Below are 20651 nucleotides of genomic sequence, written 5' to 3'. Positions count from 1 at the left end.
GAAATGGCCAGATCAGTCAAGACGGAAACGGCAACCCGCCCCCATGTCATCCCCGGCCCCGTTCGTGTCATAGGTACTGCGGCTGCCCTTTCAGCCCTCTACTTCCTGGTAATTGCTGTGGCGGGACACAACCCCTACTACATGCAGATCCTATCCATAGCAGCCATCAACGTCATCGGCGCCGTGAGCCTGAACCTTATAAATGGGTTTACCGGCCTGTTTTCCATCGGGCACGCAGGCTTCCTGGCAATAGGCGCCTACACCTCGGGCTCCCTCACGGTGTTCCTGGGCTTCCCCTTCATCCCCTCGATCATCATGGGCGGGATCTGCGCCATGGCGATGGGCTTCGTGGTCGGAACGCCTACCCTTCGCCTTGGCGGTGACTACCTCGCCATTGCGACCCTGGGATTTGGGGAGATAATCCGGGTTGTAATGAACAACATCGACAAGGTGGGCGGGCCCCGCGGCTTCACGGGCATTCCCCCCTACTCCAGCTTCTTCTGGACCTACCTCTTTGCCGTGGCCACCGTGCTCATCATCATCAACTTCGTCACATCCAGCCACGGCCGGGCCTGCAAGTCCATAAGGGAGGATGAAATCGCCGCCCGGGCCATGGGTATAAACGTAACTCGCTACAAGGTGACCGTGTTCGTGATAGGCTCCTTCTTCGCCGGGGTCGCCGGCGGTCTCCTAGTACACACCCTCCAGCTGGCTCACCCGAAGATGTTCGGCATCATGAAGTCCGTGGACTACCTTATCATGATCGTGGTGGGCGGCTATGGGAGCATAACCGGGGCCATAGTGGCCGCAACCCTGATCACGGGGCTCACGGAAGCGCTCCGGTTCATCCAGGAGTGGAGGATGCTGGTGTACGGTCTCCTCCTGATCGTCGTGATGCTGACGAGGCCTCAGGGCCTTATGGGCGGCTTCGAGGTCAGCTTCGACCGCCTGGCTGGGCTCTTGGGGAAGCCCTCCGCCGATGCCGGGAAACAGGAGGGGGTGAAGTAGCATGGCTCTTCTGGACATACAGGGACTTTCCATCAACTTCGGAGGACTCAGGGCCGTGTCCGACTTCAACCTCCAGCTGGAGCGTGGCGAGCTGGTGGGGATCATCGGCCCCAACGGCGCCGGCAAGACTACGGTGTTCAACATGATCACCGGCGAGTACAGGCCTACCGAGGGCTCCATGGAGTTCAGGCCGGACGGCCGGGCACTCTCCCTGGTGGGCAGGCGACCTGACGAGATAACGCAGATGGGCATCGCCAGGACGTTCCAGAACATCAGGCTCTTCAAGGAACTCAGCGTGGTGGAGAACGTCAAGATCGCCTATCACTTCAATGTCAAGTACAGTGTAGCCCACGCCATCATGAGACTCCCCGCGTACCACAGGGAGGAAGAGGAGATCCACCAGAAGTCCCTGGACTTCCTGGAGATCTTCGACCTGAAAGGCAGGCAGGCCAGTATCTCCAAGAACCTGCCCTATGGAGAGCAGCGGCGCCTGGAAATCGCCAGGGCCCTGGCAACCCAGCCCAAGGTGCTTCTCCTGGATGAGCCGGCGGCTGGCATGAACCCCCAGGAGATCAAGGACCTGATGAAGCTCATCGTGTGGCTCAAGGAGAGGTTCGATCTAACCATCATCCTCATTGAGCACCACATGGAAGTCATCATGGGAGTGTGCAAACGTATCCTTGTCCTGGACTACGGGGTCACCATCGCCGAGGGGTCACCTGACGAGATCAAGAGCAACCCCAAGGTTATCGAGGCCTACCTCGGAGAGGAGGCGCACTGATGCTGGAGATCAAGGATCTGCACGTCTATTACGGCGGCATCCACGCCCTCGACGGTATTTCGATCAAGGTAGAGCAGGGCGAGGTGGTAGCCATCATCGGTGCGAACGGGGCTGGCAAGAGCACCACCCTAAGGGCGGTATCAGGCATCCTGCGCCCAGCCTCGGGGGATGTGCGATTCCGGGGGGAGTCACTGCTGCCTGTGCCCGCCCACAAGATCGTGGAACGCGGGCTGTCCCATGTACCCGAGGGACGCAGGATCTTCGCGAACCTCACGGTCATGGAGAACCTGGAGATGGGCGCCTATGCCCGAAAGGACAAGGGCGGCATCCAGCAAGACCTGGAAGTGGTGTTCCACCACTTCCCCCGCCTGAAGGAGCGGTTGGGCCAGATCGGGGGAACCCTCTCTGGCGGTGAGCAGCAGATGCTGGCCATCGCCAGGGGCCTCATGGCCAAACCCAGGCTCCTGGTGATGGATGAGCCCTCCATGGGACTGGCACCCCTTCTGGTAAGGGAGATATTCTCCATCATCGAGAGCATCAACAGGGAGGGCGTGACCATTCTCCTCGTGGAGCAGAACGCCCACATGGCCCTGGGAGTAGCCAACAGGGCATACGTCCTGGAGACAGGGAGGCTTGTCCTGGAGGGAGAGGCCCAATCCCTGGCTAGGAACGAACTGGTGAAGAAGGCTTATCTCGGGGCGTAGTACCTCCCCCGGCGCAGAGGCAGCGGGCAATGGTCCGCTGCCTTTTCTATCTTCCCCGAAGTCCTGCCACCTCCCGTACCCAGTCTTTTCCCCTGCCTTCAACAGGGAGCAGAATCCTAATTGGAAAGAGGATTCTGAATTAGAATGTAGAATGCTAAAGCAATTCTTGCATAAGACTGCACTATATGCCGGAACTCTTGCATCAAGGGGGCATCTAGATGGAGCTTGAGGATAGGATTATCAGGCAGATGCCGGAACTCAGCGACGGCCAGAAACTCATCGCCTCCTGGATCCTCCAGGACAGGGAAACAGCTGCCTTTCTCACCGCCGCTGCTCTAGGGCGAAAGGTGGGCGTATCCGAGTCCACGGTGGTCCGGTTTGCCACAGCTCTTGGCTACTCGGGCTACCCCGAACTCCAACGGAACCTCCAGGAAATGCTGGTGAACAAGATTAGCACAGTCCAACGCCTGGCAGGCTCCGTTGATGACGCCAACTCATCCCCCCAGGAAGGCCCTCTCTTCCAGAGGGTGATGCATACGGACATGGAGAACATCGCCCTCACCATCAAGAACATCTCCGCAGATACCTTCGATGATGCCGTGGCTGCCCTATGTTCAGCCCGGCGTATATATGTTGTGGGTTTCCGGAGTGCCTCCTCCCTCGCCTACTTCCTGGGCTTCTGCCTGAGCTGGGTGTTAAAGAACGTGACCATAATGGGGAACTGCGGCTTCTCATCGCTGGAGCCCATAGCGGATTCGGGGCCCGAGGATGTTGTCATCGGGATCAGCTTCCCCAGGTACACCCGGCAAACCGTGAGTTTCGTGGACCTTGCGCGCAAGAACGGGTCTAAGATCATAGCCATAACCGATGGCGTGCTCTCCCCCTTGGCCACGAAGGCCGACATCCTGCTCACGGCCAAGACAAGTATGGCTTCCTTTGTTGATTCCTTCGTTGCCCCGCTGAGCCTAATAAACGCACTGGTGGCATCTGTAGGGGTGCGAAAGAGGGACGAAGTCACCAAGGCCCTTCGCGACCTTGAACGGGTGTGGGAGGAACATGGGATCTACGAGCGACCTGCCCAGCGCGATATATAGGAGGTGACCACGGTGGAGTCAAAGGCCCATGTGTTCCAGAGGGACCTGAAGAGACCGTACCCCGTAATCGCCAGAGCGGAGGGCGTCTACTTGTACGATGAGGACGGCCATCGTTACCTCGACGGGTGCTCAGGCGCGCTGGTGACGAACCTTGGACACGGCGTGCGGGAGATTATCGAAGCCATCCACGAGCAATGCGAGAGGGTGTGCTTCGCCCATCAGTCCAGGTTCACCACACGCCCTGCTATCGACCTCTCCAGGCGCCTTGCCAGCATGGCGCCGGGGGATCTGGACAAGGTTTGGATCGTCTCAGGAGGTTCGGAAGCCACTGAGTCAGCGCTGAAGATGGCTAGGCAGTACTTTCTCGAGAGGGACGGGCATACCTGTAAGTACAAGGTGATCTCCAGGAGACTCAGCTACCACGGATCTACCATAGGCGCCCTCTCCATGACCGGCCACCCTGGCAGGAAATCCAAGTTCACCCCGCTGCTTAGCCCTGCGGCAACCCACATATCAGCCCCCTACTGCTACCGGTGCCCCTATGGGGATGAGTATTCTGAGTGCTCCCTGCGTTGTGCCCACGAGCTGGGGGATGCCATCAGGGCGGAGGGCCCTGACAACGTGGCTGCCTTCATCGCGGAGCCCGTGGGCGGGGCCGCTGGAGGCGGCATCACGCCTCCCCCGGGGTACTACGAGATAATCCAGGAGACATGCAGGCGTTATGATGTAGTGTTCATCGCCGATGAGGTCATGTGCGGCATGGGCCGTACCGGGACCAACTTCGCTATCGAGCACTGGCAGGCACTCCCCGACATCATCGTAACTGCAAAAGGGATCAGCGCAGGGTACGCACCTCTGGGTGCCGTCATCGCCTCGAGCCGTCTCTACCAAGCCTTTGAGGAGGGAACCGGCAAATTCGCCCACGGTTACACCTACGGGGGTAACCCGCTGAGCTGTGCCGTAGGTGACCGGATACTTCGCTACATGGAAGAGAGGAACATTGTAGAGCGTGCCCGGGAGGCCGGGGACTACCTGTGGCAGGCCATAGAGCCTCTTAGGGACATACCCATAGTGGGTGACATTCGGGGCAAAGGGCTTCTGATGGGCATTGAGCTAGTTAAGGACAGGGCCACGAAGGAACCCTTTGAGGCCCGCCTGGGTGTGGCCGAGAGGATTACCCGGCTGGCGCTGTCCAAGGGCCTGGTGATCTACCCCGGAGGGGGGACCGCCAACGGCTGCGATGGGGATCACTTCCTCATAGGCCCGCCACTGGTCATCGAGAAGGGCGAAATGGACATCATGGTGGGGATCCTGGAGGAAACCCTCAAGGAGAGCGTCCACTTGAAGTCCTTCTGAGAGGGTGAGACTTGGTGAGTGGTTTGAGAGGGCCCCTGGAGCATATCACAGTGCTGGCAAACGAGCAGTACATCGCTGGGCCCTACTGCACCATGCTCCTGGCGGATGCTGGCGCACGGGTTATCAAAGTGGAGAGGCCGGGCAGCGGTGACCCCCGGCGTACCATGGGACCCTTTCTCGAGGTGGATGGGGAGAAGCACTCCTGGGGGTTCGCCGAGTACAACCGCAACAAGAAGAGCGTTGCCCTGGACCTCAGCAAGGAAGAGGGTAAGGACATCTTCAAGGCCCTGGCACGGGCCAGCGATGTGGTGGTGGAGAACTTCCGTCCCGGTGTCATGGACAAACTGGGCCTTGGCTACAGCCCCCTCAAGATGGAGAATCCCCGGCTGGTGTTCTGCGCTATTAGTGGGTTCGGCCAGTTGGACGGGTATCGAGGCCCCTACTCGGACTGGCCCGCCTTCGACATCGTGTCCGAGGCCATGAGCGGTGTCATGCACATGATCGGGTTCGAGGACCGCCCGCCCGTCTCCGCCCTCTACGGCCTGGCAGACCTAATAGCAGGCCAGGCGGCGGTCCAGGGGATCCTCATAGCACTGCTGGACAGGGACAGGACCGGTGAGGGTCAGATGGTAGACATCTCCATGCTCGACGCCATGGTGGCCCTGAACGAGCGAGTAATGACCATCTACTCCTTCACCGGGCAGGTCCCAATCAGGGGAAATGAAAGGCTGTTTGGGCCCAGAGGGGCATATCGTAGCCGGGATGGCTATGTAGCCATCAACATTCCCTCAGACTACATGTGGGAGAGACTCGCCGCATGCATGGGTAGAGAAGATCTTATAGGGGACCCTAGGTGCGCTGATGGCCGCTCCAGGGCTGCTCACTCGGAAGACCTCATACGCCCCGCCATCGAGAATTGGCTCGAGGACAAAGATTCTCTTGAAGCAGCAAACATCCTTAACAGTGCCGGAGTTCCAGGCGGACCCGTCCACACGGCCGAAGAGGTATTCAAGTGCCCACAGGTTGCTGCCAGAAACATGCTTAGTCCGATTCACTCAGGCCCCCTGGCTGGCAAGAAGCTAGTACGAACCCCCATCAGGTTGTCCGATAGCACAGAAATTGCCGCAAAAGGTATCCCTGCGCTGGGAGAGCATACAGATGAAGTCCTAACCCAAATCCTGGGATACCAGGGTACCCGGCTAGATCACTTGAGGCAGGATGGGATTATCGGGTAGCCCGTCTTCAAGGCGACTTAAGACCTTGTGCATACCGTCAGTTGGGATTAGCCAGCTCTGTGCCGGAGGTGAGGAGTCTTGGACACAATTCTTGAGGTCACAAACCTTAGCAAGAGCTTTGGCGGGGTTCATGCCGTGAAATCCTTTAGTTGTCAAATTAGAGAGGGAATTATTCATTCGATAATTGGCCCTAACGGCGCTGGGAAGACCACCATATTCAACCTTATCTCTGGCCAATTGCGGCCCCATAGCGGCTCTATCCGGTTGAGAGGTCAAGAACTTGTGGGTAAGCCACCCAACGTCATTGCTTCTAGTGGAATAGGGAGAACGTTCCAGACATTGAGACTCTTCAAGAACCTAACAGTCTGGGAAAACGTGTTTGTCGCGTACAAGACCAAGCAAGGTCTCTCCCTGTGGCGAATGGCTCTTGCGAGCGGTCGCGACGACGGGCGGGACACGGAAGCAGATGCTACCATTTCGGATATACTCGGACTCCTGCAGTTGAACGATAGGCGGAGAATTATGGCCAAGAACCTTTCCTATGGTGACCAGAGAAGGCTAGAGATCGCTCGCGCCCTAGCCGTCAAACCTTCTGTGCTACTCCTGGATGAACCCACCTGCGGTATGAACCCGCAGGAGGCCAAGGACATGATTGCTACCATCGACAGGATCCGTGCCAGGGGCTCCACCATAGTACTGGTGGAGCATAATATGAGGGTTGTCATGAGTGTCTCCCAGCATATAACCGTGGTGGATTTTGGGGCCGTAATTGCTGAGGGTACACCGGAGGAAGTCAAGAACTCCGAGACCGTAATTCAAGCTTACCTGGGGGGCCGCAAATGCTAGCGCTGAAAGAAGTTGTCGCGGGTTACGATGAGTCTTTAGTGCTAAAGGGCATCACGCTGGAAGTTAAGGAGGGTGAGATAGTAGCCCTACTGGGGCCTAATGGGGCTGGCAAGTCTACCACACTAAAGACAATACTAGGTCTCGTATGCATCCGTTCCGGGGCTATCGAATTTATGGGTAGGCGTATTGACAACAGACCCACGGCGGAAATCGTTCGGAGTGGCATATCCATGGTGTTCGAGGGGCGGCGTGTGTTCCCCGAACTCAGCGTCACGGAGAACCTGATCATGGGAGGGTACACCCTTGGGAGATCCATGGAGCGAAAGCGGAAGATGGAGTCAGTATTCCTGCGGTTTCCTCGAATAGCACAGAGGCATAACCAGATGGCCGGGTCTCTTTCAGGTGGTGAGCAACAAATGCTCGCTATCGGCCGTGCTCTCATGTCTGATCCAACCCTGCTAATAATGGACGAACCATCAATGGGATTGGCGCCCTCCATCGTCGACGAAGTGTTTTCAATCATATCCGAGATTAACGCCCGCGGGACCACCATTCTTCTTGTTGAGCAGAATGCCAACCGAGCATTGGAAATCGCAAGTAGAGCGTACGTTTTGGAGTCCGGAGAAGTGGTACTGTCGGATACTGCCTCCCAACTGATTGGACATGGGGAGATAGAGATGGCTTACCTTGGAGGGGGTGTCTGAACTCAACACACACGTCCCTGGTAATGGAAGATGTCAGAACACGGGTGTTAGAACACTGAACAACGAGAGGGAGGTTAAGTTCATGAAAGGTAGGAGAACGCTGGCCCTGTTAGCGGTAGTATCACTGGTGTTGGCCATCAGCGGTTGTGGCTCCGGGTCCGCCACCCCCCCACCCTCTCAGGATGAGGTCATCAAGATTGGGGCAGTAGGTCCCCTTTCTCCCCCCGGCAGCGTAGCTGCAGGTGCAGAACTAAAAAATGCCATGGAAATCGCCATTGACGAGATTAATGAACAGGGTGGAATCCTGGGCAAGAAGCTGCAGCTGGTGTTCGAGGACTCACAGGGCACACCCGAGAAGGGCGTGTCCGTCATGGAGAAACTAATTACGAAAGACCAGGTAATCATCGTGACCGGTGAGGCCCACAGTTCTGCGGCAAAGGCAGAGATGGAGGTCGCCCATAGATATGGTATACCTTTTGTGATATCCGAGGCGTGGTCCGATGAGCTGACCCTCAGGGGCTACCGTGAGGTGTTTAGGATAGCGCCAAACAACAAAGCATTTAGCGAGAAGGTTCGCGAGTTCGTGGAGGCAAATGGGTTCCAGCGGGTTGCCGCTATTGTAGAAGACACGGACTTCGGCATCGGCAGCATGGATCTGATAGAAAGCGAACTGAGGGCCCTTGGCTTAGAGCACAAGGTGATGATCGTGGATAGGACTAGTCTTGACTTCGTGCCCCAACTGATACAGTTGCAGGAATTCGGCCCGGACCTATTTGTTCATTTCGTAACAGGGGCTGGCTCTTTCCTCCTTGTAAAACAAGCCTACGAAATTGGTCTGTCGCCTACAAGCAAAACCGCCATGTTCATGGCTGGGATGGACGCGACATTCCCGGAATTCTGGCCAAACGTAGGAGAGGCCGGGAGGTATGTGGTATTCCAGTCACCCTACCATGCTAAGGCCAAGTTCACAGATCTCACTGAACCTTTCGTGAGAAAGTACGAAGCGAGGTTCAACCGAACTCCCACATATGTGGCACTAGCAGGTTATGATTCCATCCTGGTAATAGCCGAAGCTATCAAGGCTGCTGAGAGCACTGATCCCCAGAAGATCATCGAAGCTCTGGAAGTCATATCTGTAACCGGCGTGCGAGGCATCATGGAGTTTCCCACCGATAAGGGATTGGGTGTGTGGTACCATAATGCGGACTCTCCTATGCTCTTCCTGCAGTACACAGAGGTCAATCAGGCAGTAGAAGATGCCGTAATTGTCTACCCTGCTGATGTAGCCACTGCGAATATGCAGTCGCCCGAGTAGGATGTGTTTGAGGGGGGATGTTGCTACATCCCCCCGTCGGCACAAGCAGGAGGAGGACGTGAAATGGGCCAATCGCAAATGGTACTCTCCTACCTGGTAAACGGCCTAATGATGGGCAGCATCTATGCCTTGATGGCCATAGGGCTCGCACTCATCCTGGGGGTGCTCAGGATTGTTAACTTCGCTCACGGTGAGTTCTACATGTGGGCAGCCTACATTTCCTATTTCTGCGGCACCGTGCTAGGACTAAGCCCTTACCTGTCGGCGGTCTTCGCCATGACCTTCGCCTTCATCCTGGGAGTGGCGACTGAGAGACTCCTCATCACCCCCTTCTATTCTGGAAAGGCCGTGGGAGACTACGACCTGCTGATTACTTTCGCATTGTCCTTTTTCCTAATTAACCTGGCGGTTAGGGTGTTCGGTCCTTACCAGGTGGCCGCGCCTGCCTTGGCGCAAGGCTTCGTCAAGATCGGTCCCTTAAGCGTCAGCGCTGGCCGCCTGCTGGCCGCTGTCCTGGCCCTCACCATGCTGATAGCGCTCCTGCAAGTAATCAGGCGTACTGTGGTAGGAATCACCCTCAGGGCCACATCTCAGGATCGGGAGGTGGCCGCCGCCATGGGAGTCAACGTTTCCCGCATAAGCACCCTGGGGTTTGGAATTGGGGGGCTCCTGGCTGGCGCCTCGGGCGCCTTGCTCGGCCCCATCTTCGTTGTGGCCCCAATGATGGGAGAACTGCCCTCCGGCAAGTCCTTCGTCATCCTGGTCCTCGGGGGTATGGGGTCCATCAAAGGAGCTCTGCTTGGTGCTCTGATGCTGGGAGTATTTGAGAACTTGGGCGTACTGTTGTTGTCTCCCAGCTATCGTGACGCATATGGGTTCCTAGTTCTCGTGCTAGTGCTCCTTGTGAAACCCACCGGGCTGTTTGGGGGCGAGACCCTATGAGGCACCTTCACTGGAAGTATCTAATCCCTACAGTGGCCATCGTCTCATTGCTCCCTCTGGTGGCGAGGGAGTACACCCTGCATGTGGCCATCATGGCCTTCTACTACGTTATCATGGCTAGCAGCTGGAATGTACTCACTGGGTATGCGGGTCAGATGTCCTTCGCACAGGCCGCATTCAGCACTTTCGCCGGGTATGTGTCAACCTTGCTGGCCTTGAAGATGGCTGTGCCCCCAGCCCTGGGCATTAGCATTGCGGCAGTAGCCACATGTGCACTGGGGTTCTTACTCGGCATTGTCTGCATTAAGACGAAAGGTATCTACCATGCACTAACGACAATAGCATTCGCACAGATCTTCAGAATCACCATCAACATAGAATATAAAATAACTCGCGGTTCCTTGGGCCTAAGCAGTATCCCCCTCTTTGGTAGCACCCTTTCCAAGGTGCCTTACTTCTATGCAGCACTGGCCTTGGCCTTACTCACGCTACTTGTGCTTGACAGGGTCCTGGCATCCCCGATTGGGCTAGTCTTCCGGGCCATCAAAGACGACCAGGTGGCATCCACTTCGATAGGTATCAACGTGGTCAAATACAGGCAGGTAGCGTTTGTAATAACCAGTCTCTTCGCAGGTGTAGCCGGAGCCTTTCTCGCCCACTATACAATGATAGTGAGTCCAGAATCCGCTACAATAGCCCAGATGGCGCTGATAATTGCCATGGCGGTCAGCGGAGGAATGGGAACCTTTTTCGGACCAGTAGCCGGTGCGGTGGGGCTTCAGTTCCTCGCCGAGTACCTAAGGGAGTTTGGGCAAATGCACTTGGTTCTTCTGGGGCTCATAATGCTTCTCGTGGTCCGGTTCGTGCCAGAGGGAATTGCCCCCATGCTCAGCCGTAAAGCAAGAGACTTGGGTGTCTTTGTGAAGCTGCGAGCCACCGGCTCCAGGGTCAGCTGATTAGAATGCCGGACGCATACGCCCATATATGATGGAGGGATTCACATGCTGGTAGCTCTTGCCCAGACAGATCCCAAGATAGGTCGAACAGAACAGAACCTTGCCGAGATCCTTGAGATCATTAGCCAGGCATCAGGTGAGGGAGCTGACCTCATCGTGTTCCCTGAGTGTGCCCTCCAAGGATACTGCTTTGATAGCCGTGCAGAAGCCATGGAAATCGCCGTAGAGGTCCCGGGCCCCGCCACAGACGAAATGTGCAGGGCATGTGGGGAGGCTCATGTCGTAGTAGGTATCTTGGAAAGGCACAACCAAACCCTCCTGAACACCGCTGTAGTACTGGGCCCAACCGGATATCTGACGAAGTACCATAAGGCTCACCTTCCGGTTCTTGGCGTGGATCGGTTCTGCGCCAAGGGGAATGCCCCGGGACCCGTTGTTGACATAGGGGTGGGCAGGTTTGGAGTCCTCATCTGTTACGAGCTGAGATTTCCAGAAGTATCCAGGTCACTGGCTTTAAGGGGTGCAGACTTGGTCTGCAACATAACCAACTGGCCGCAAGGAGCAGACGCAAACGCAGACTTCATAGGGAGAACCCGGGCTCTGGAGAGCAGGGTATACGTGGCTTCCAGCGATAGGGCGGGTGAGGAAAAGGGAGTCAGGTTTCTCGGACTCAGCCAGATGATATCCCCAACTGGTGAAGTACTGGCAAAGGCCGGAACGGACCCCGAAGTCCTCATGGTGGAGATCGACCCCAGCAAAGCAAGACAGAAGAACCTCATTAACCGCCCAGGAGAGTACGAACTCTACCTCTTCAGGGACAGAAGACCGGAACTGTATGAGGCCCTGGTAATGGACCAAAGTTAGCCAAGGCGCCAGTGCAAGGGGCTAGTATGCGCTGGGGAACCCGACCCGGAGCCCCGCATCAGGCGTTCAGGTGACGGCGGCATCAAGTGCGCATTCGCACGCTAACGTGGGTTCTCGGAATTCGCGTGCCTGGAGAATTAGGTTCATAGAGTCTTCAAAGGCTCGGGATAAATCAACTGCCCCGCGCAGGCATATCTGAGGCATTGGTAGGTCTACGAGGTTTTCGCTCAAGGCAACCTCGTCGCTGAGCCTACTGTCCAGTAACATCAAGGCGGCTAACAGGACAATCAACTTGGATGGTATTGGGGCCTGGCCGAGCCCAAAAGCCAAACTAGGCCCGACTCTATTCATCTTCCGGTAAAGCAAGTTCGGGCCGGTGAAACACCCTATCCAGGTCCAGATCCAGCCCTGGAAAACCTGGGTGAGCAAACCTATCACCCGGGCCACCTGCAAACAACCGCGCGTAGCACCCATCTCTTAACTCAAAGGCCTCCAGCGTATCATCTTCAGGGTCGACCAGCCAGTAGTGAGGAACCCCCGCCTTCCGGTAGATTTCCATCTTTAGCACCCGATCCTTCCTTCGATTGGAGGGCGACATGATCTCTACCACCAGGTCACAGGGACCGTCAATCCGTTCCTCACGGAGAATTCCCCTCCTTGGGCCAGACACATACAGGATGTCCGGTTGGAGTACATTGCTGGACGTCAGGGTGTTATCCAGAGGGGCCAAAAAGACCTCACCCTCGGGATCATGACCCCGGAAGAAGTCCCTCAGCTGGTATCCCAGCTCGCGCAATACCCGCTGGTGATGCACCGAAGGAGAAGGCTCTTTGACCAGAAACCCCTCCAGAACCTCAAACCGGTAGCCGGGTTCCTCCGGGATCTGCAAGTAGTCCTCGTAGGTTAAACAGCCCTCCCCGGAGTATTGAGGGCGCCCTTCCCTGGCAGTCAGGCCACGCGCCGCCAGGGCGGCCAGCACTGCATCCTTCTTGTACCGGTACTGTCTCTCCCCTAGTTCCACAGCGGGTATCTTCCTTTGCCTCGTATACCTCCAGATAGTATCCACCGACAGGCTCAGCATCTTGGCCAACTCCTGAGCTGTAAGTAACCTCTCCATGGAACCACCCCTGACTCACACTGTACAGCTCAACGCAGGTAGTGTCAAGTATTCGCAAGTCAGAGAAGGGGCAACGGGTGGGATTGCCCATGTCTAGGTTGCCTGGTGGAGTTGAGCCTGGGCCTTCGCCTGGGGATCTCGTAGATGCCGTCCCGCTCCTGGTTTAAGGGGACACCCATGTGGGACGAAAAGAGTAGACTGCAGGTAGCCCGTGGAATCCAGCGGCCCGCCAGCAACCGCACCGGCGGGCCTTCGTTGTCCCCTGAGTCACTACAGGCGGACCCGCGTACCCAGTCCCCTGTCAATAGCCTTCTCGTAGATGAGATGTCCCACCGCCACATCCAGGACTGATACGCCCACAGCCTTGAAGAAGGTGATCTCTTCCGGGTCCTGCCGCCCATGCTTCTTGCCCAGCATGATCTGGCCTATCTCACCGTGGATGTCTTCCTTGCGGAAGCTCCCCCTGCCTATGGGTATGAGGAGGTCCCCCGCCTCTTCCATTGCGGCCTCCATGGAATCCACCACAACGAGGCTGCACCTTAAGAGGGTATCCTCACCCACCTCTTGCATCTGGGGGGTGAAGGAGCCAATCCCGTTCACGTGGGCCCCAGGCTTCAGGCGATCCCCAGGGAAGACCGGAGTCCAGGAGGTGGTGGCACAACACACGATGTCAGCCCCGTCGACGCACTCCCCCGGGTCCTGGGTCACACTAATATCGATACCGAGCCTGGGAGCCATTTCCGCAGCAAAGGCCCTGGCGCTCTCCTCGAAAACATCGTAGATCCTCGCCTCTTCTATGGGCCTCACAGCGGCCGTAGCCTCCAGCTGGGTCCTGCCCTGCGCACCCGCTCCCAGAATAGCTGCCACCCGGGCATCGGGTCTTGACAGCTGCCTGCTGGCAGCCCCAGAGGCAGCCCCGGTCCTCAATGCCGTGAGGTATCCCGCCTCCATGACCGCGACAGGGGTCCCCGTAGTCGCATCCACCATCACCATTAGGCCTGCTATGGTAGGCAATCCCCTCTTTACATTGCCAGGATACACGGAGACAACCTTTACCCCTGTGGAATCAACACCCGGCAGGTGACAGGGCATGAACAGGGTAACCCCGTTATGCTTCTTCACCTCTACGGGGACCCGCACCGGGGCTACGGCCCTACCCGCGCTCAGGGCCTTGTAGGCCTCCTCGCAGGAATCCACGGCCTCCGCCATGGTCACACTCTCCATAACCTCGCCGCGAGAGAGAAAAAGCAACTCTGTCAAGACTTCTTCCCCTCCCTTGCCAGTGCAAGTCCGGTCTCAAAGGCCTTAATGTTGAGCTCCAGGCCTGGCCTTCCCTGGAACCGTTCCTTGATGGCGCCGGACATGGCCTCAGGCGGGATCATCCCAGTCAGGCCCAGGATTACCCCCAGCCCCACCAGGTTCTGAACCGCCTGGCTGCCCAGTTGCCTCGCCGTCTTCTCCAGGGGGAACCTCATCCCCACAAGACCGGGATTCTCCACAGCTTCGTCCACTATGAGGATAGTGTCCTCTCCTCCAGCGTCCTTGTACATCTCCAGCGCCTCCCCGGTCAACACCAGGGCCACATCTGGTTCCAGCACCCCCGGGTACACTATCTCCTGGTCAGATATGACCACCTCCGAGCAGGAAAAACCACCCCTGGAGGCTATGCCGTAAGACTGGGTCTGCAGTGCGTTCTTCCCAGCGTGGAGCGAAGCCGCCTCCCCCAGGAGTACCCCACCGAGCACCAGTCCCTGGCCGCCAGCCCCAGCCAGAACAACCTGCCAAGCCTTGCCCACAGGTCTCACCTCCCCGTATCCCGCTCGGTATCGACCGCAGTGTTGGCGCGCAGCGCCTCGTATCTCTCTAGGAAATCGGGAACGTCCTCGTCCACTAACTTGCCTATCACGAGCGGGCCTTCCCCCTGGCCCAGCCTGACCGCGCTATCCCTGAACCACTCCATCATCTTCACCGGGCCCACTATCTTGTTGAGCCGGCCGTAGTGGGTGGGGCAGCCACTTGCAACCTCAACGAAGGCAAAACCCTTCTTCTGTATGGCTTCTTTGATGAGCCTCTCCATGAGTGTCACGTGGTAGACTGTGGCCCTGGCTACGTAGGGAGCGCCAGCGGCAGCCACCACCCTGCACAGGTCGAACTCCCTCTCAGGGTTCCCCGCCGGTGATGTGGTTGTCCTCTTCCCCGCAGGCGTTGTCCCCGAGTACTGCCCGCCAGTCATCCCATAGTTGTAGTTGTTCACCACAATTGCCGTGAGGTCTATGTTCCTCCGGGCAGAGTGGATCAGGTGGTTTCCACCTATTGTGGCCCCGTCCCCGTCACCCATGAGGGCAAGTACCGTGAGATTGGGGTTCCCACACTTGATGCCAGTGGCCGCAGGCAGCGCCCTGCCGTGGGTACCGTGGAAGGCACTGGTGGACATGTAGTCGTCCGCCTTCCCCCAGCAGCCTATGCCAGTGGTGATGACAACCTCGTTTCGCCCAAGCCCGAGCTCCGCCAGGACCCGGCATAAGGCTCCGAGGACAATACCGTTGCCACACCCGGAACACCACATGTGGGGCATCATCCAGTCTGCCAGGTACTCTCTCGCCGTGGCCATCACATCACCCCCTTGAGCGTGTCCAGGATCTCGTACGGGGTTATGGGTTCACCGTTGGCCTTGTTGACCCCTACCACCTCGGCCGAGGTGGCACGGGAGACCTCCCTTCCAACCTGCCCCAGGTTCATCTCCGGCACAACCGCCACCTTGCCGCCGGCAAGGGCCTCCCGCACCTCTTCGTCCGGGAAGGGCCACAGCGTCACCAGCTCCAGGAGGCCCACTCCGGGCCCGGCCATTTCCATGGCGGCGCGGGCAGACCTGGCGGTAACCCCATAGGCTACCAGCACAACCTTGGCCTCTGGGGGTATGCGGGTCCGCACGAAGGTGAGATGGGCCCTGTTCTTGTGGATCTTGTCATGCAGGCGCTGGACCTTCCTCTGGGCGTTCTTCGGGTCATTGCTGGCGTAGCCCGTCTCATCATGCATGGAACCGGTGATGTGGAAAACATACTCGCTTCCGTAGAAGGCTAGCGGGGGCACACCATCTGCGTCGGGCCTAAAGGGCCTGTACTCCTCAGGGGGCACCGTGGGGAGCCGCCTGGGCCAGACCTCGACTTCGTCCGGGATTTCCACATTCTCTCTCATGTGGCCAACGATCTCGTCGGCCAGGAGTATCACAGGGACTCGAAAGCGCTCAGAAAGGTTGAAAGCCTTGACCGTAAGGTCGAAACACTCCTGTACTGAAGTGGGCGACAGCGCTATAATCTCCTGGTCACCGTGCCTTCCCCACTTGGCCTGCATGACGTCGGCTTGAGCCGGCTTCGTGGCCAGCCCAGTGCTAGGCCCAGAACGCTGCACGTCCACCACGACACACGGCACCTCTGCCATCACTGCCAGCCCCAGGTTCTCCTGCATGAGCGAGAAACCCGGACCACTGGTGGCCGTGAAAGACTTGGAGCCGGCGCAGGAAGCGCCGATAATCGCCGCCATGCTCGCGATCTCGTCTTCCATCTGCAGGTAGATCCCCCCTACCTCCAGCATGCGCCGGGCGGCTATCTCGGCGATTTCAGAGGAAGGTGTTATGGGATAACCCGCATAGAATCGGGCCCCAGCCGCCAGGGCCCCTTCCGCTATGGCTTCATTGCCCTGAATGAATCGTATTTTCCCCAATCCCAGGTGCCCGGCCTCCCCAGCCGGGCATCCCCCCCTTCTTGAGAGAATACCTCAGCCGCACTAGGTTTCTACGGTAACAGGCCGGATTCCTGCACCTTCGGGGGATACCCCCTAGTGCGCATCCCCTGTGCCCTCCGGATCGGGCCTCGTTGCGCATCCCACCTGTAGGCCCAGCAGGTGACCCATCTTCTCTTGCTTCGTCCTGAGGTACCGGTCATTCACACCGTTGGGCTGCACTACGATGGGAACCCTCTCCACGATCTCCAGGCCGTAGCCTCCCAAGCCCTGGAACTTCCTGGGGTTGTTGGTGATGAGCCTCAACCGCCGCACTCCCAGGTCCGCCAGGATCTGAGCCCCAGTGCCATAGTCCCTCAGGTCAGCAGGGAACCCTAGGGCCTCATTGGCCTCGACAGTGTCCTTCCCGCCGTCTTGCAGGGCGTAGGCCTTGAGCTTGTTCTCAAGCCCGATGCCCCGTCCCTCCTGGCGCATGTAGAGGATCACCCCGCCCTCGCGCCCTATCATCTCCATGGCGGCCTTCAGCTGGGAACCGCAGTCGCATCGGCAGGAGCCGAAGACGTCCCCGGTCAGGCACTCTGAGTGAACCCTCACCAGGACCGGGTCCTTGGCGTTTATCTCCCCGCTCACCAGTGCCAGGTGGCACTCCCCGGTTATGAGGTCACGGTAGCCCGCTGCCGTGAACACGCCGTGCTCCGTGGTGAGGGAGGTCTCGGCGACTCGCTCCACCAGTTTCTCCCGCTGCCGGCGGTAGTGTATGAGCTCAGCGATGGTGATCATCTTGAGCCCGTGGTCCCGGGCGAAGGACTGGAGCGCCGGCAGCCTTGCCATGCTGCCGTCCTCATTCATGATCTCGCAGATGACGCCAGCCGGGTAGAGGCCTGCCATCCTGGACAGGTCCACCGCGGCTTCGGTGTGGCCTGGGCGCCTGAGCACCCCGCCTTCCTTGGCCCTGAGAGGGAATATGTGGCCAGGCTTCACGAAGTCCCTGGGACCGGCAGACGCGTCAATGAGCGCCTGTATGGTCCGGGCCCTGTCATGAGCGGATATGCCTGTGGTGGTGCCGCTGGCCGCATCCACGCTCACCGTGAACGCCGTGTGCATGGGATCCTCGGGGTTGGCCACCATGGGGGGAAGGCCCAGCTGGTCAAGCCGTTCCCCCTTCATGGGTACACACACGAGGCCCCTGCCATAGCGCACCATGAAGTTCACCGCCTCCGGTGTCACCTTCTCCGCGGCCATGACCAGGTCGCCCTCGTTCTCCCTTTCCTCGTCATCCACCACCACCAGCATCCTGCCAAGCCGGATCTCTTCCAGCGCCGCCTCTATGCTGCAGAAGTCCATGACCCCAACCTCCATCCTCTATGTGAGAAAACCGGCCTTCGCCAGGAGTTCCCGGCTAAGCCCCTTTCCTTCTCCCCTGTCCATGAGGGATTCCACGTACCTGCCGATGATGTCAGTCTCTACGTTCACCGGATCCCCAGACCTCTTGGAACCCAGGGTGGTCCCGGCGGCCGTGTGAGGGATGATGGAGACGGTGAAACCCGAGTCCAGCCTCTCGACAACGGTGAGGCTGATACCGTCAACCGCAACGGAACCCCTAGGCACGATGTAACGCAGGGCAGAAGGGGATATCCCTACCCTCACTAGCACCGCGTTCCCCGAAGGGCGCTTTTCCATGATGTGCCCAGCCTCGTCAACGTGCCCGGTCACCATGTGGCCTCCCAGTCTCCCTCCCACCACCACCGCTCTCTCCAGGTTCACCAGGGCCCCTGGCCGTAGTACCTTGAGGGTGGTCTTGCCCAGGGTCTCCGGCATCACGTCCGCGCTGAAGGCGCCCGGAGAAAGGGACACCACGGTGAGGCAGGTCCCGTCCACTGCGATGCTGTCACCAACCTTAGTTCCCTCGAGCACCCTCCGGCACTCGATGGAGAGCCGGCGGCCACCCGGTGACTGCCGGGCCTCAGATACCCTTCCCGTCTCTTCCACAATGCCTGTGAACAACGGAGATCCCCTCTCCCTCGTAGAAACCATAGATCGTAGAGTTCTTCACGTAAGCCTCTATTAGCAGGTCTCCCCCCAGGGCGTCCACCCCCGCTATAACCAGCTGAGTCGCCTCACCGGGGTCTGTCGCACCCTCCCCGCCCACGGGGCCCAGGGCCGACGCCCCTCCCAGGATCCTCGGGGCTACGAACGCCGCAACCTTGTCCACTACTTGGGCTTTCAGGGCTGAGGCTGCCACCTCTGAACCGCCCTCCACCAGGACACTGGTGATGCCCCTTCCAGCCAGGATCTCCAGGAGCGGGTTCCAGGCCACCCTCCCATCCTCCGGCGGGAGGCGCAGGACCTCAGCCCCCCGGCGCTCCAGTTCCCTGGCGCGCTCAGGCGGGGCTCCTGCAGTAGCCACCACCGCGCCGGGCAGGCACCGGGCCCCAGGGGGCACCCTGCCGTGACTATCCAGGATGACCCTGAGCGGGTCGCGTCCCTCACAGTGCCTGACGGTGAGTTCCGGATCATCCCTCTCCACGGTGGTCCGCCCAACCAGAACCGCATCGTAACGCGTCCTCATCCGGTGCACTTCCTCCCGGGCAGGCATGGAGGTAATCCACTTCGATGCCCCCAGGCGCGAGGCTATCCGCCCGTCCAGTGTCATGGCCCACTTGAGGACCACCAGGGGGCGGCCAGTGAGTATGAACTTGATGAAGGGCTCATTCAACCAGGCCGCCCTTTCCTTTCCCAGGCCTACCGAGACCTCCACACCGCTTTGCCTGAGAAGGGCAATGCCCCCCCCTGCAACCCTGGGGTTGGGGTCGACCATGGCCACCACCACCCGGGAGATCCCCGAGGATACTACCCGTTCAGCGCAGGGCCCCGTGCGGCCCCAGTGACAGCAGGGCTCCAGGGTTACATAAAGAGTGGCCCCCTTCGCCCTCTCCCCTGCCTCCTCCAGGGCGATGACCTCGGCGTGGGGTTCCCCGGCCCTCCTGTGGAAGCCGCGGCCCACGACCTCGCCGTCATTCACCACCACCGCACCTACCACTGGGTTAGGGCTGGTATATCCCACTCCCATCTGGGCAAGGTCCAAAGCCATGTCCATGAAGAAAGCGTCAGGTCTCAACCCTTCCGTCCCTCCGAGAGCGCCCTAGTCAGGTTGGCCATCTCTATTGCCGACATCGCCGCCTGCCATCCCTTGTTCCCCGCCTTGCTGCCAGCTCGTTCCACAGCCTGCTCCAGCGTGTCGGCGGTTATGACACCCATTATGACGGGCACCCCCGTGGACAAGGATACCTGGGCAATGCCTTTGGTAGTCTCCGCAGCCACGTAGTCGAAGTGTGGGGTGGCCCCCCGGATGACGGCGCCAAGACACACTACCGCATCATACCGGCCGCTCAGGGCCATTTTCTGCGCCACCAGGGGCAATTCCAGGGCCCCCGGAACCCAGGCCACTTCCACATCGCTGGCATCTACTGAATGCCTTACCAGAGCATCCATTGCCCCGTCCAGAAGACGGGTGGTTATGAATTCGTTAAACCTCGCCACTACCAGGCCGAACTTTAGGCCCGTTCCCACCAGCTGGCCCTCGAAACTCCGGGACATCACATCTCCTCCCTCATTCTCCTCTGGGTAATCAAAAAACCCCGGGACACCCCGGGGCAACCCTGACCAAGATATCCTGGCCAGACCCTCCTTCTCCCATCCAGACTTTACTGTCGGCTCCGGGTTTCCACCGGATCTGCCCCGTAGGGCTCGCGGGCTGTGACCGCCGGTAAGGAGTTGAAGGCCGCTTCTTGTGCCTTCTCACCTTGCCCCGAAGGAAGTCACCTGTATTATAGCATGGATTGAACGTAAGATGAAGGATCAAGTCCCCGAGTTTAACAGAACAGTAGTTTGATTTTGCGAAGAAACTCTTTGAAAAGCCGCGTTAAATCGCGGTTTTTTGCTTGCGCTACGCTTGCTTTGATGGTATAATTAGACAGACTGATAAGACGCA

Annotated in this window: 21 protein-coding genes and 1 riboswitch; of the genes, 12 read left to right on the top strand and 9 right to left on the bottom strand. The window is 58.8% G+C overall.

Translation table 11 applies throughout. The features are described 5' to 3' along the window. Positions 1-3 precede the first annotated feature (3 nt). From AB1576_04600 to AB1576_04545, 12 genes are all read left to right on the top strand, one after another. The gene (locus tag AB1576_04600; GenBank protein MEW6081051.1) at positions 4-1008 is read left to right on the top strand and encodes a branched-chain amino acid ABC transporter permease; all 1005 of its coding nucleotides are present in this window, start codon (positions 4-6) and stop codon (positions 1006-1008) included. 1 nt (position 1009) lies between these two features. Beyond that, on the top strand, positions 1010-1789 hold the full coding sequence (locus AB1576_04595) for an ABC transporter ATP-binding protein (GenBank protein MEW6081050.1): 780 nt from the start codon (positions 1010-1012) through the stop codon (positions 1787-1789). Beyond that, on the top strand, positions 1789-2493 hold the full coding sequence (locus AB1576_04590) for an ABC transporter ATP-binding protein (GenBank protein ID MEW6081049.1): 705 nt from the start codon (positions 1789-1791) through the stop codon (positions 2491-2493). The genes AB1576_04595 and AB1576_04590 overlap by 1 nt, the downstream gene beginning before the upstream one ends. A gap of 218 nt (positions 2494-2711) precedes the next feature. Further along, positions 2712-3587, top strand: coding sequence for a MurR/RpiR family transcriptional regulator (locus AB1576_04585; GenBank protein MEW6081048.1), 876 nt, complete (start codon positions 2712-2714; stop codon positions 3585-3587). A 12-nt stretch (positions 3588-3599) separates the two neighbouring features. After that, the gene (locus tag AB1576_04580) at positions 3600-4943 is read left to right on the top strand and encodes an aspartate aminotransferase family protein (GenBank protein MEW6081047.1); all 1344 of its coding nucleotides are present in this window, start codon (positions 3600-3602) and stop codon (positions 4941-4943) included. A gap of 14 nt (positions 4944-4957) precedes the next feature. Next, positions 4958-6178 carry a CoA transferase gene (locus tag AB1576_04575; GenBank protein MEW6081046.1) on the top strand — a complete coding sequence of 407 codons (1221 nt, stop codon included), beginning with the start codon at positions 4958-4960 and terminating at the stop codon, positions 6176-6178. Positions 6179-6313: 135 nt separating this feature from the next. After that, the gene (locus AB1576_04570; protein MEW6081045.1) at positions 6314-7024 is read left to right on the top strand and encodes an ABC transporter ATP-binding protein; all 711 of its coding nucleotides are present in this window, start codon (positions 6314-6316) and stop codon (positions 7022-7024) included. Beyond that, entirely contained in the window at positions 7018-7728 is a 711-nt protein-coding gene (locus AB1576_04565) for an ABC transporter ATP-binding protein (GenBank protein MEW6081044.1), read from the top strand. The genes AB1576_04570 and AB1576_04565 overlap by 7 nt, the downstream gene beginning before the upstream one ends. Beyond that, complete coding sequence (locus AB1576_04560) at positions 7721-9043, top strand: ABC transporter substrate-binding protein (GenBank protein MEW6081043.1); 1323 nt, start codon at positions 7721-7723, stop codon at positions 9041-9043. Before AB1576_04565 ends, AB1576_04560 begins: the two co-directional genes overlap by 8 nt. Positions 9044-9106: 63 nt before the next feature. Further along, positions 9107-9985, top strand: a complete 879-nt coding sequence (locus AB1576_04555; protein ID MEW6081042.1) for a branched-chain amino acid ABC transporter permease — start codon at positions 9107-9109, stop codon at positions 9983-9985. Next, on the top strand, positions 9982-10941 hold the full coding sequence (locus AB1576_04550) for a branched-chain amino acid ABC transporter permease (protein MEW6081041.1): 960 nt from the start codon (positions 9982-9984) through the stop codon (positions 10939-10941). Before AB1576_04555 ends, AB1576_04550 begins: the two co-directional genes overlap by 4 nt. Positions 10942-10986: 45 nt before the next feature. Continuing rightward, complete coding sequence (locus tag AB1576_04545) at positions 10987-11805, top strand: carbon-nitrogen hydrolase family protein (protein ID MEW6081040.1); 819 nt, start codon at positions 10987-10989, stop codon at positions 11803-11805. Between the two features lie 343 nt (positions 11806-12148). Here AB1576_04545 and AB1576_04540 read toward each other — a convergent pair whose 3' ends face one another. From AB1576_04540 to ribE, 9 genes are all read right to left on the bottom strand, one after another. Next, positions 12149-12922, bottom strand: coding sequence for a Uma2 family endonuclease (locus AB1576_04540; protein ID MEW6081039.1), 774 nt, complete (start codon positions 12920-12922; stop codon positions 12149-12151). Between the two features lie 270 nt (positions 12923-13192). Then, the gene (locus AB1576_04535) at positions 13193-14182 is read right to left on the bottom strand and encodes an ornithine cyclodeaminase family protein (protein MEW6081038.1); all 990 of its coding nucleotides are present in this window, start codon (positions 14180-14182) and stop codon (positions 13193-13195) included. Beyond that, positions 14179-14718, bottom strand: coding sequence for a 2-oxoacid:acceptor oxidoreductase family protein (locus tag AB1576_04530; GenBank protein ID MEW6081037.1), 540 nt, complete (start codon positions 14716-14718; stop codon positions 14179-14181). Before AB1576_04530 ends, AB1576_04535 begins: the two co-directional genes overlap by 4 nt. Positions 14719-14723: 5 nt before the next feature. Then, positions 14724-15533: a thiamine pyrophosphate-dependent enzyme gene (locus AB1576_04525; protein ID MEW6081036.1), complete on the bottom strand. Its 810-nt coding sequence runs from the start codon at positions 15531-15533 to the stop codon at positions 14724-14726. Further along, positions 15533-16642, bottom strand: a complete 1110-nt coding sequence (locus AB1576_04520) for a 2-oxoacid:acceptor oxidoreductase subunit alpha (protein MEW6081035.1) — start codon at positions 16640-16642, stop codon at positions 15533-15535. The genes AB1576_04525 and AB1576_04520 overlap by 1 nt, the downstream gene beginning before the upstream one ends. A gap of 114 nt (positions 16643-16756) precedes the next feature. Further along, the gene (locus tag AB1576_04515; GenBank protein MEW6081034.1) at positions 16757-18004 is read right to left on the bottom strand and encodes a bifunctional 3,4-dihydroxy-2-butanone-4-phosphate synthase/GTP cyclohydrolase II; all 1248 of its coding nucleotides are present in this window, start codon (positions 18002-18004) and stop codon (positions 16757-16759) included. Between the two features lie 18 nt (positions 18005-18022). After that, positions 18023-18664 (bottom strand): riboflavin synthase, encoded by a 642-nt coding sequence (locus tag AB1576_04510; protein ID MEW6081033.1) that lies wholly within the window; start codon positions 18662-18664, stop codon positions 18023-18025. Further along, positions 18624-19778 carry a bifunctional diaminohydroxyphosphoribosylaminopyrimidine deaminase/5-amino-6-(5-phosphoribosylamino)uracil reductase RibD gene (gene ribD / locus AB1576_04505; GenBank protein MEW6081032.1) on the bottom strand — a complete coding sequence of 385 codons (1155 nt, stop codon included), beginning with the start codon at positions 19776-19778 and terminating at the stop codon, positions 18624-18626. Before ribD ends, AB1576_04510 begins: the two co-directional genes overlap by 41 nt. Next, on the bottom strand, positions 19775-20257 hold the full coding sequence (ribE, locus tag AB1576_04500; GenBank protein MEW6081031.1) for a 6,7-dimethyl-8-ribityllumazine synthase: 483 nt from the start codon (positions 20255-20257) through the stop codon (positions 19775-19777). The genes ribD and ribE overlap by 4 nt, the downstream gene beginning before the upstream one ends. Positions 20258-20341: 84 nt before the next feature. Then, positions 20342-20480: riboswitch (FMN riboswitch) on the bottom strand. Positions 20481-20651 lie beyond the last annotated feature (171 nt).

It is taken from the genome of Bacillota bacterium (assembly GCA_040754315.1).
GTDB lineage: Bacteria > Bacillota > Sulfobacillia > DUSP01 > JBFMCS01 > JBFMCS01.
Note: the sequence above shows the minus strand (reverse complement) of the source record. Positions and strands in the feature narration are given on the sequence as shown.

What these genes read in the sequence shown, in the direction of transcription:
- AB1576_04600 (MEW6081051.1), top strand. Translation starts at nt 4, where the DNA reads ATGGCCAGATCAGTCAAGACGGAAACGGCAACCCGCCCCCATGTCATC.
- AB1576_04595 (MEW6081050.1), top strand. Translation starts at nt 1,010, where the DNA reads ATGGCTCTTCTGGACATACAGGGACTTTCCATCAACTTCGGAGGACTC.
- AB1576_04590 (MEW6081049.1), top strand. Translation starts at nt 1,789, where the DNA reads ATGCTGGAGATCAAGGATCTGCACGTCTATTACGGCGGCATCCACGCC.
- AB1576_04585 (MEW6081048.1), top strand. Translation starts at nt 2,712, where the DNA reads ATGGAGCTTGAGGATAGGATTATCAGGCAGATGCCGGAACTCAGCGAC.
- AB1576_04565 (MEW6081044.1), top strand. Translation starts at nt 7,018, where the DNA reads ATGCTAGCGCTGAAAGAAGTTGTCGCGGGTTACGATGAGTCTTTAGTG.
- AB1576_04555 (MEW6081042.1), top strand. Translation starts at nt 9,107, where the DNA reads ATGGGCCAATCGCAAATGGTACTCTCCTACCTGGTAAACGGCCTAATG.
- AB1576_04550 (MEW6081041.1), top strand. Translation starts at nt 9,982, where the DNA reads ATGAGGCACCTTCACTGGAAGTATCTAATCCCTACAGTGGCCATCGTC.
- AB1576_04545 (MEW6081040.1), top strand. Translation starts at nt 10,987, where the DNA reads ATGCTGGTAGCTCTTGCCCAGACAGATCCCAAGATAGGTCGAACAGAA.
- AB1576_04540 (MEW6081039.1), bottom strand. Translation starts at nt 12,922, where the DNA reads ATGGAGAGGTTACTTACAGCTCAGGAGTTGGCCAAGATGCTGAGCCTG.
- AB1576_04525 (MEW6081036.1), bottom strand. Translation starts at nt 15,533, where the DNA reads ATGGCCACGGCGAGAGAGTACCTGGCAGACTGGATGATGCCCCACATG.
- AB1576_04515 (MEW6081034.1), bottom strand. Translation starts at nt 18,004, where the DNA reads ATGGACTTCTGCAGCATAGAGGCGGCGCTGGAAGAGATCCGGCTTGGC.
- ribE (MEW6081031.1), bottom strand. Translation starts at nt 20,257, where the DNA reads ATGTCCCGGAGTTTCGAGGGCCAGCTGGTGGGAACGGGCCTAAAGTTC.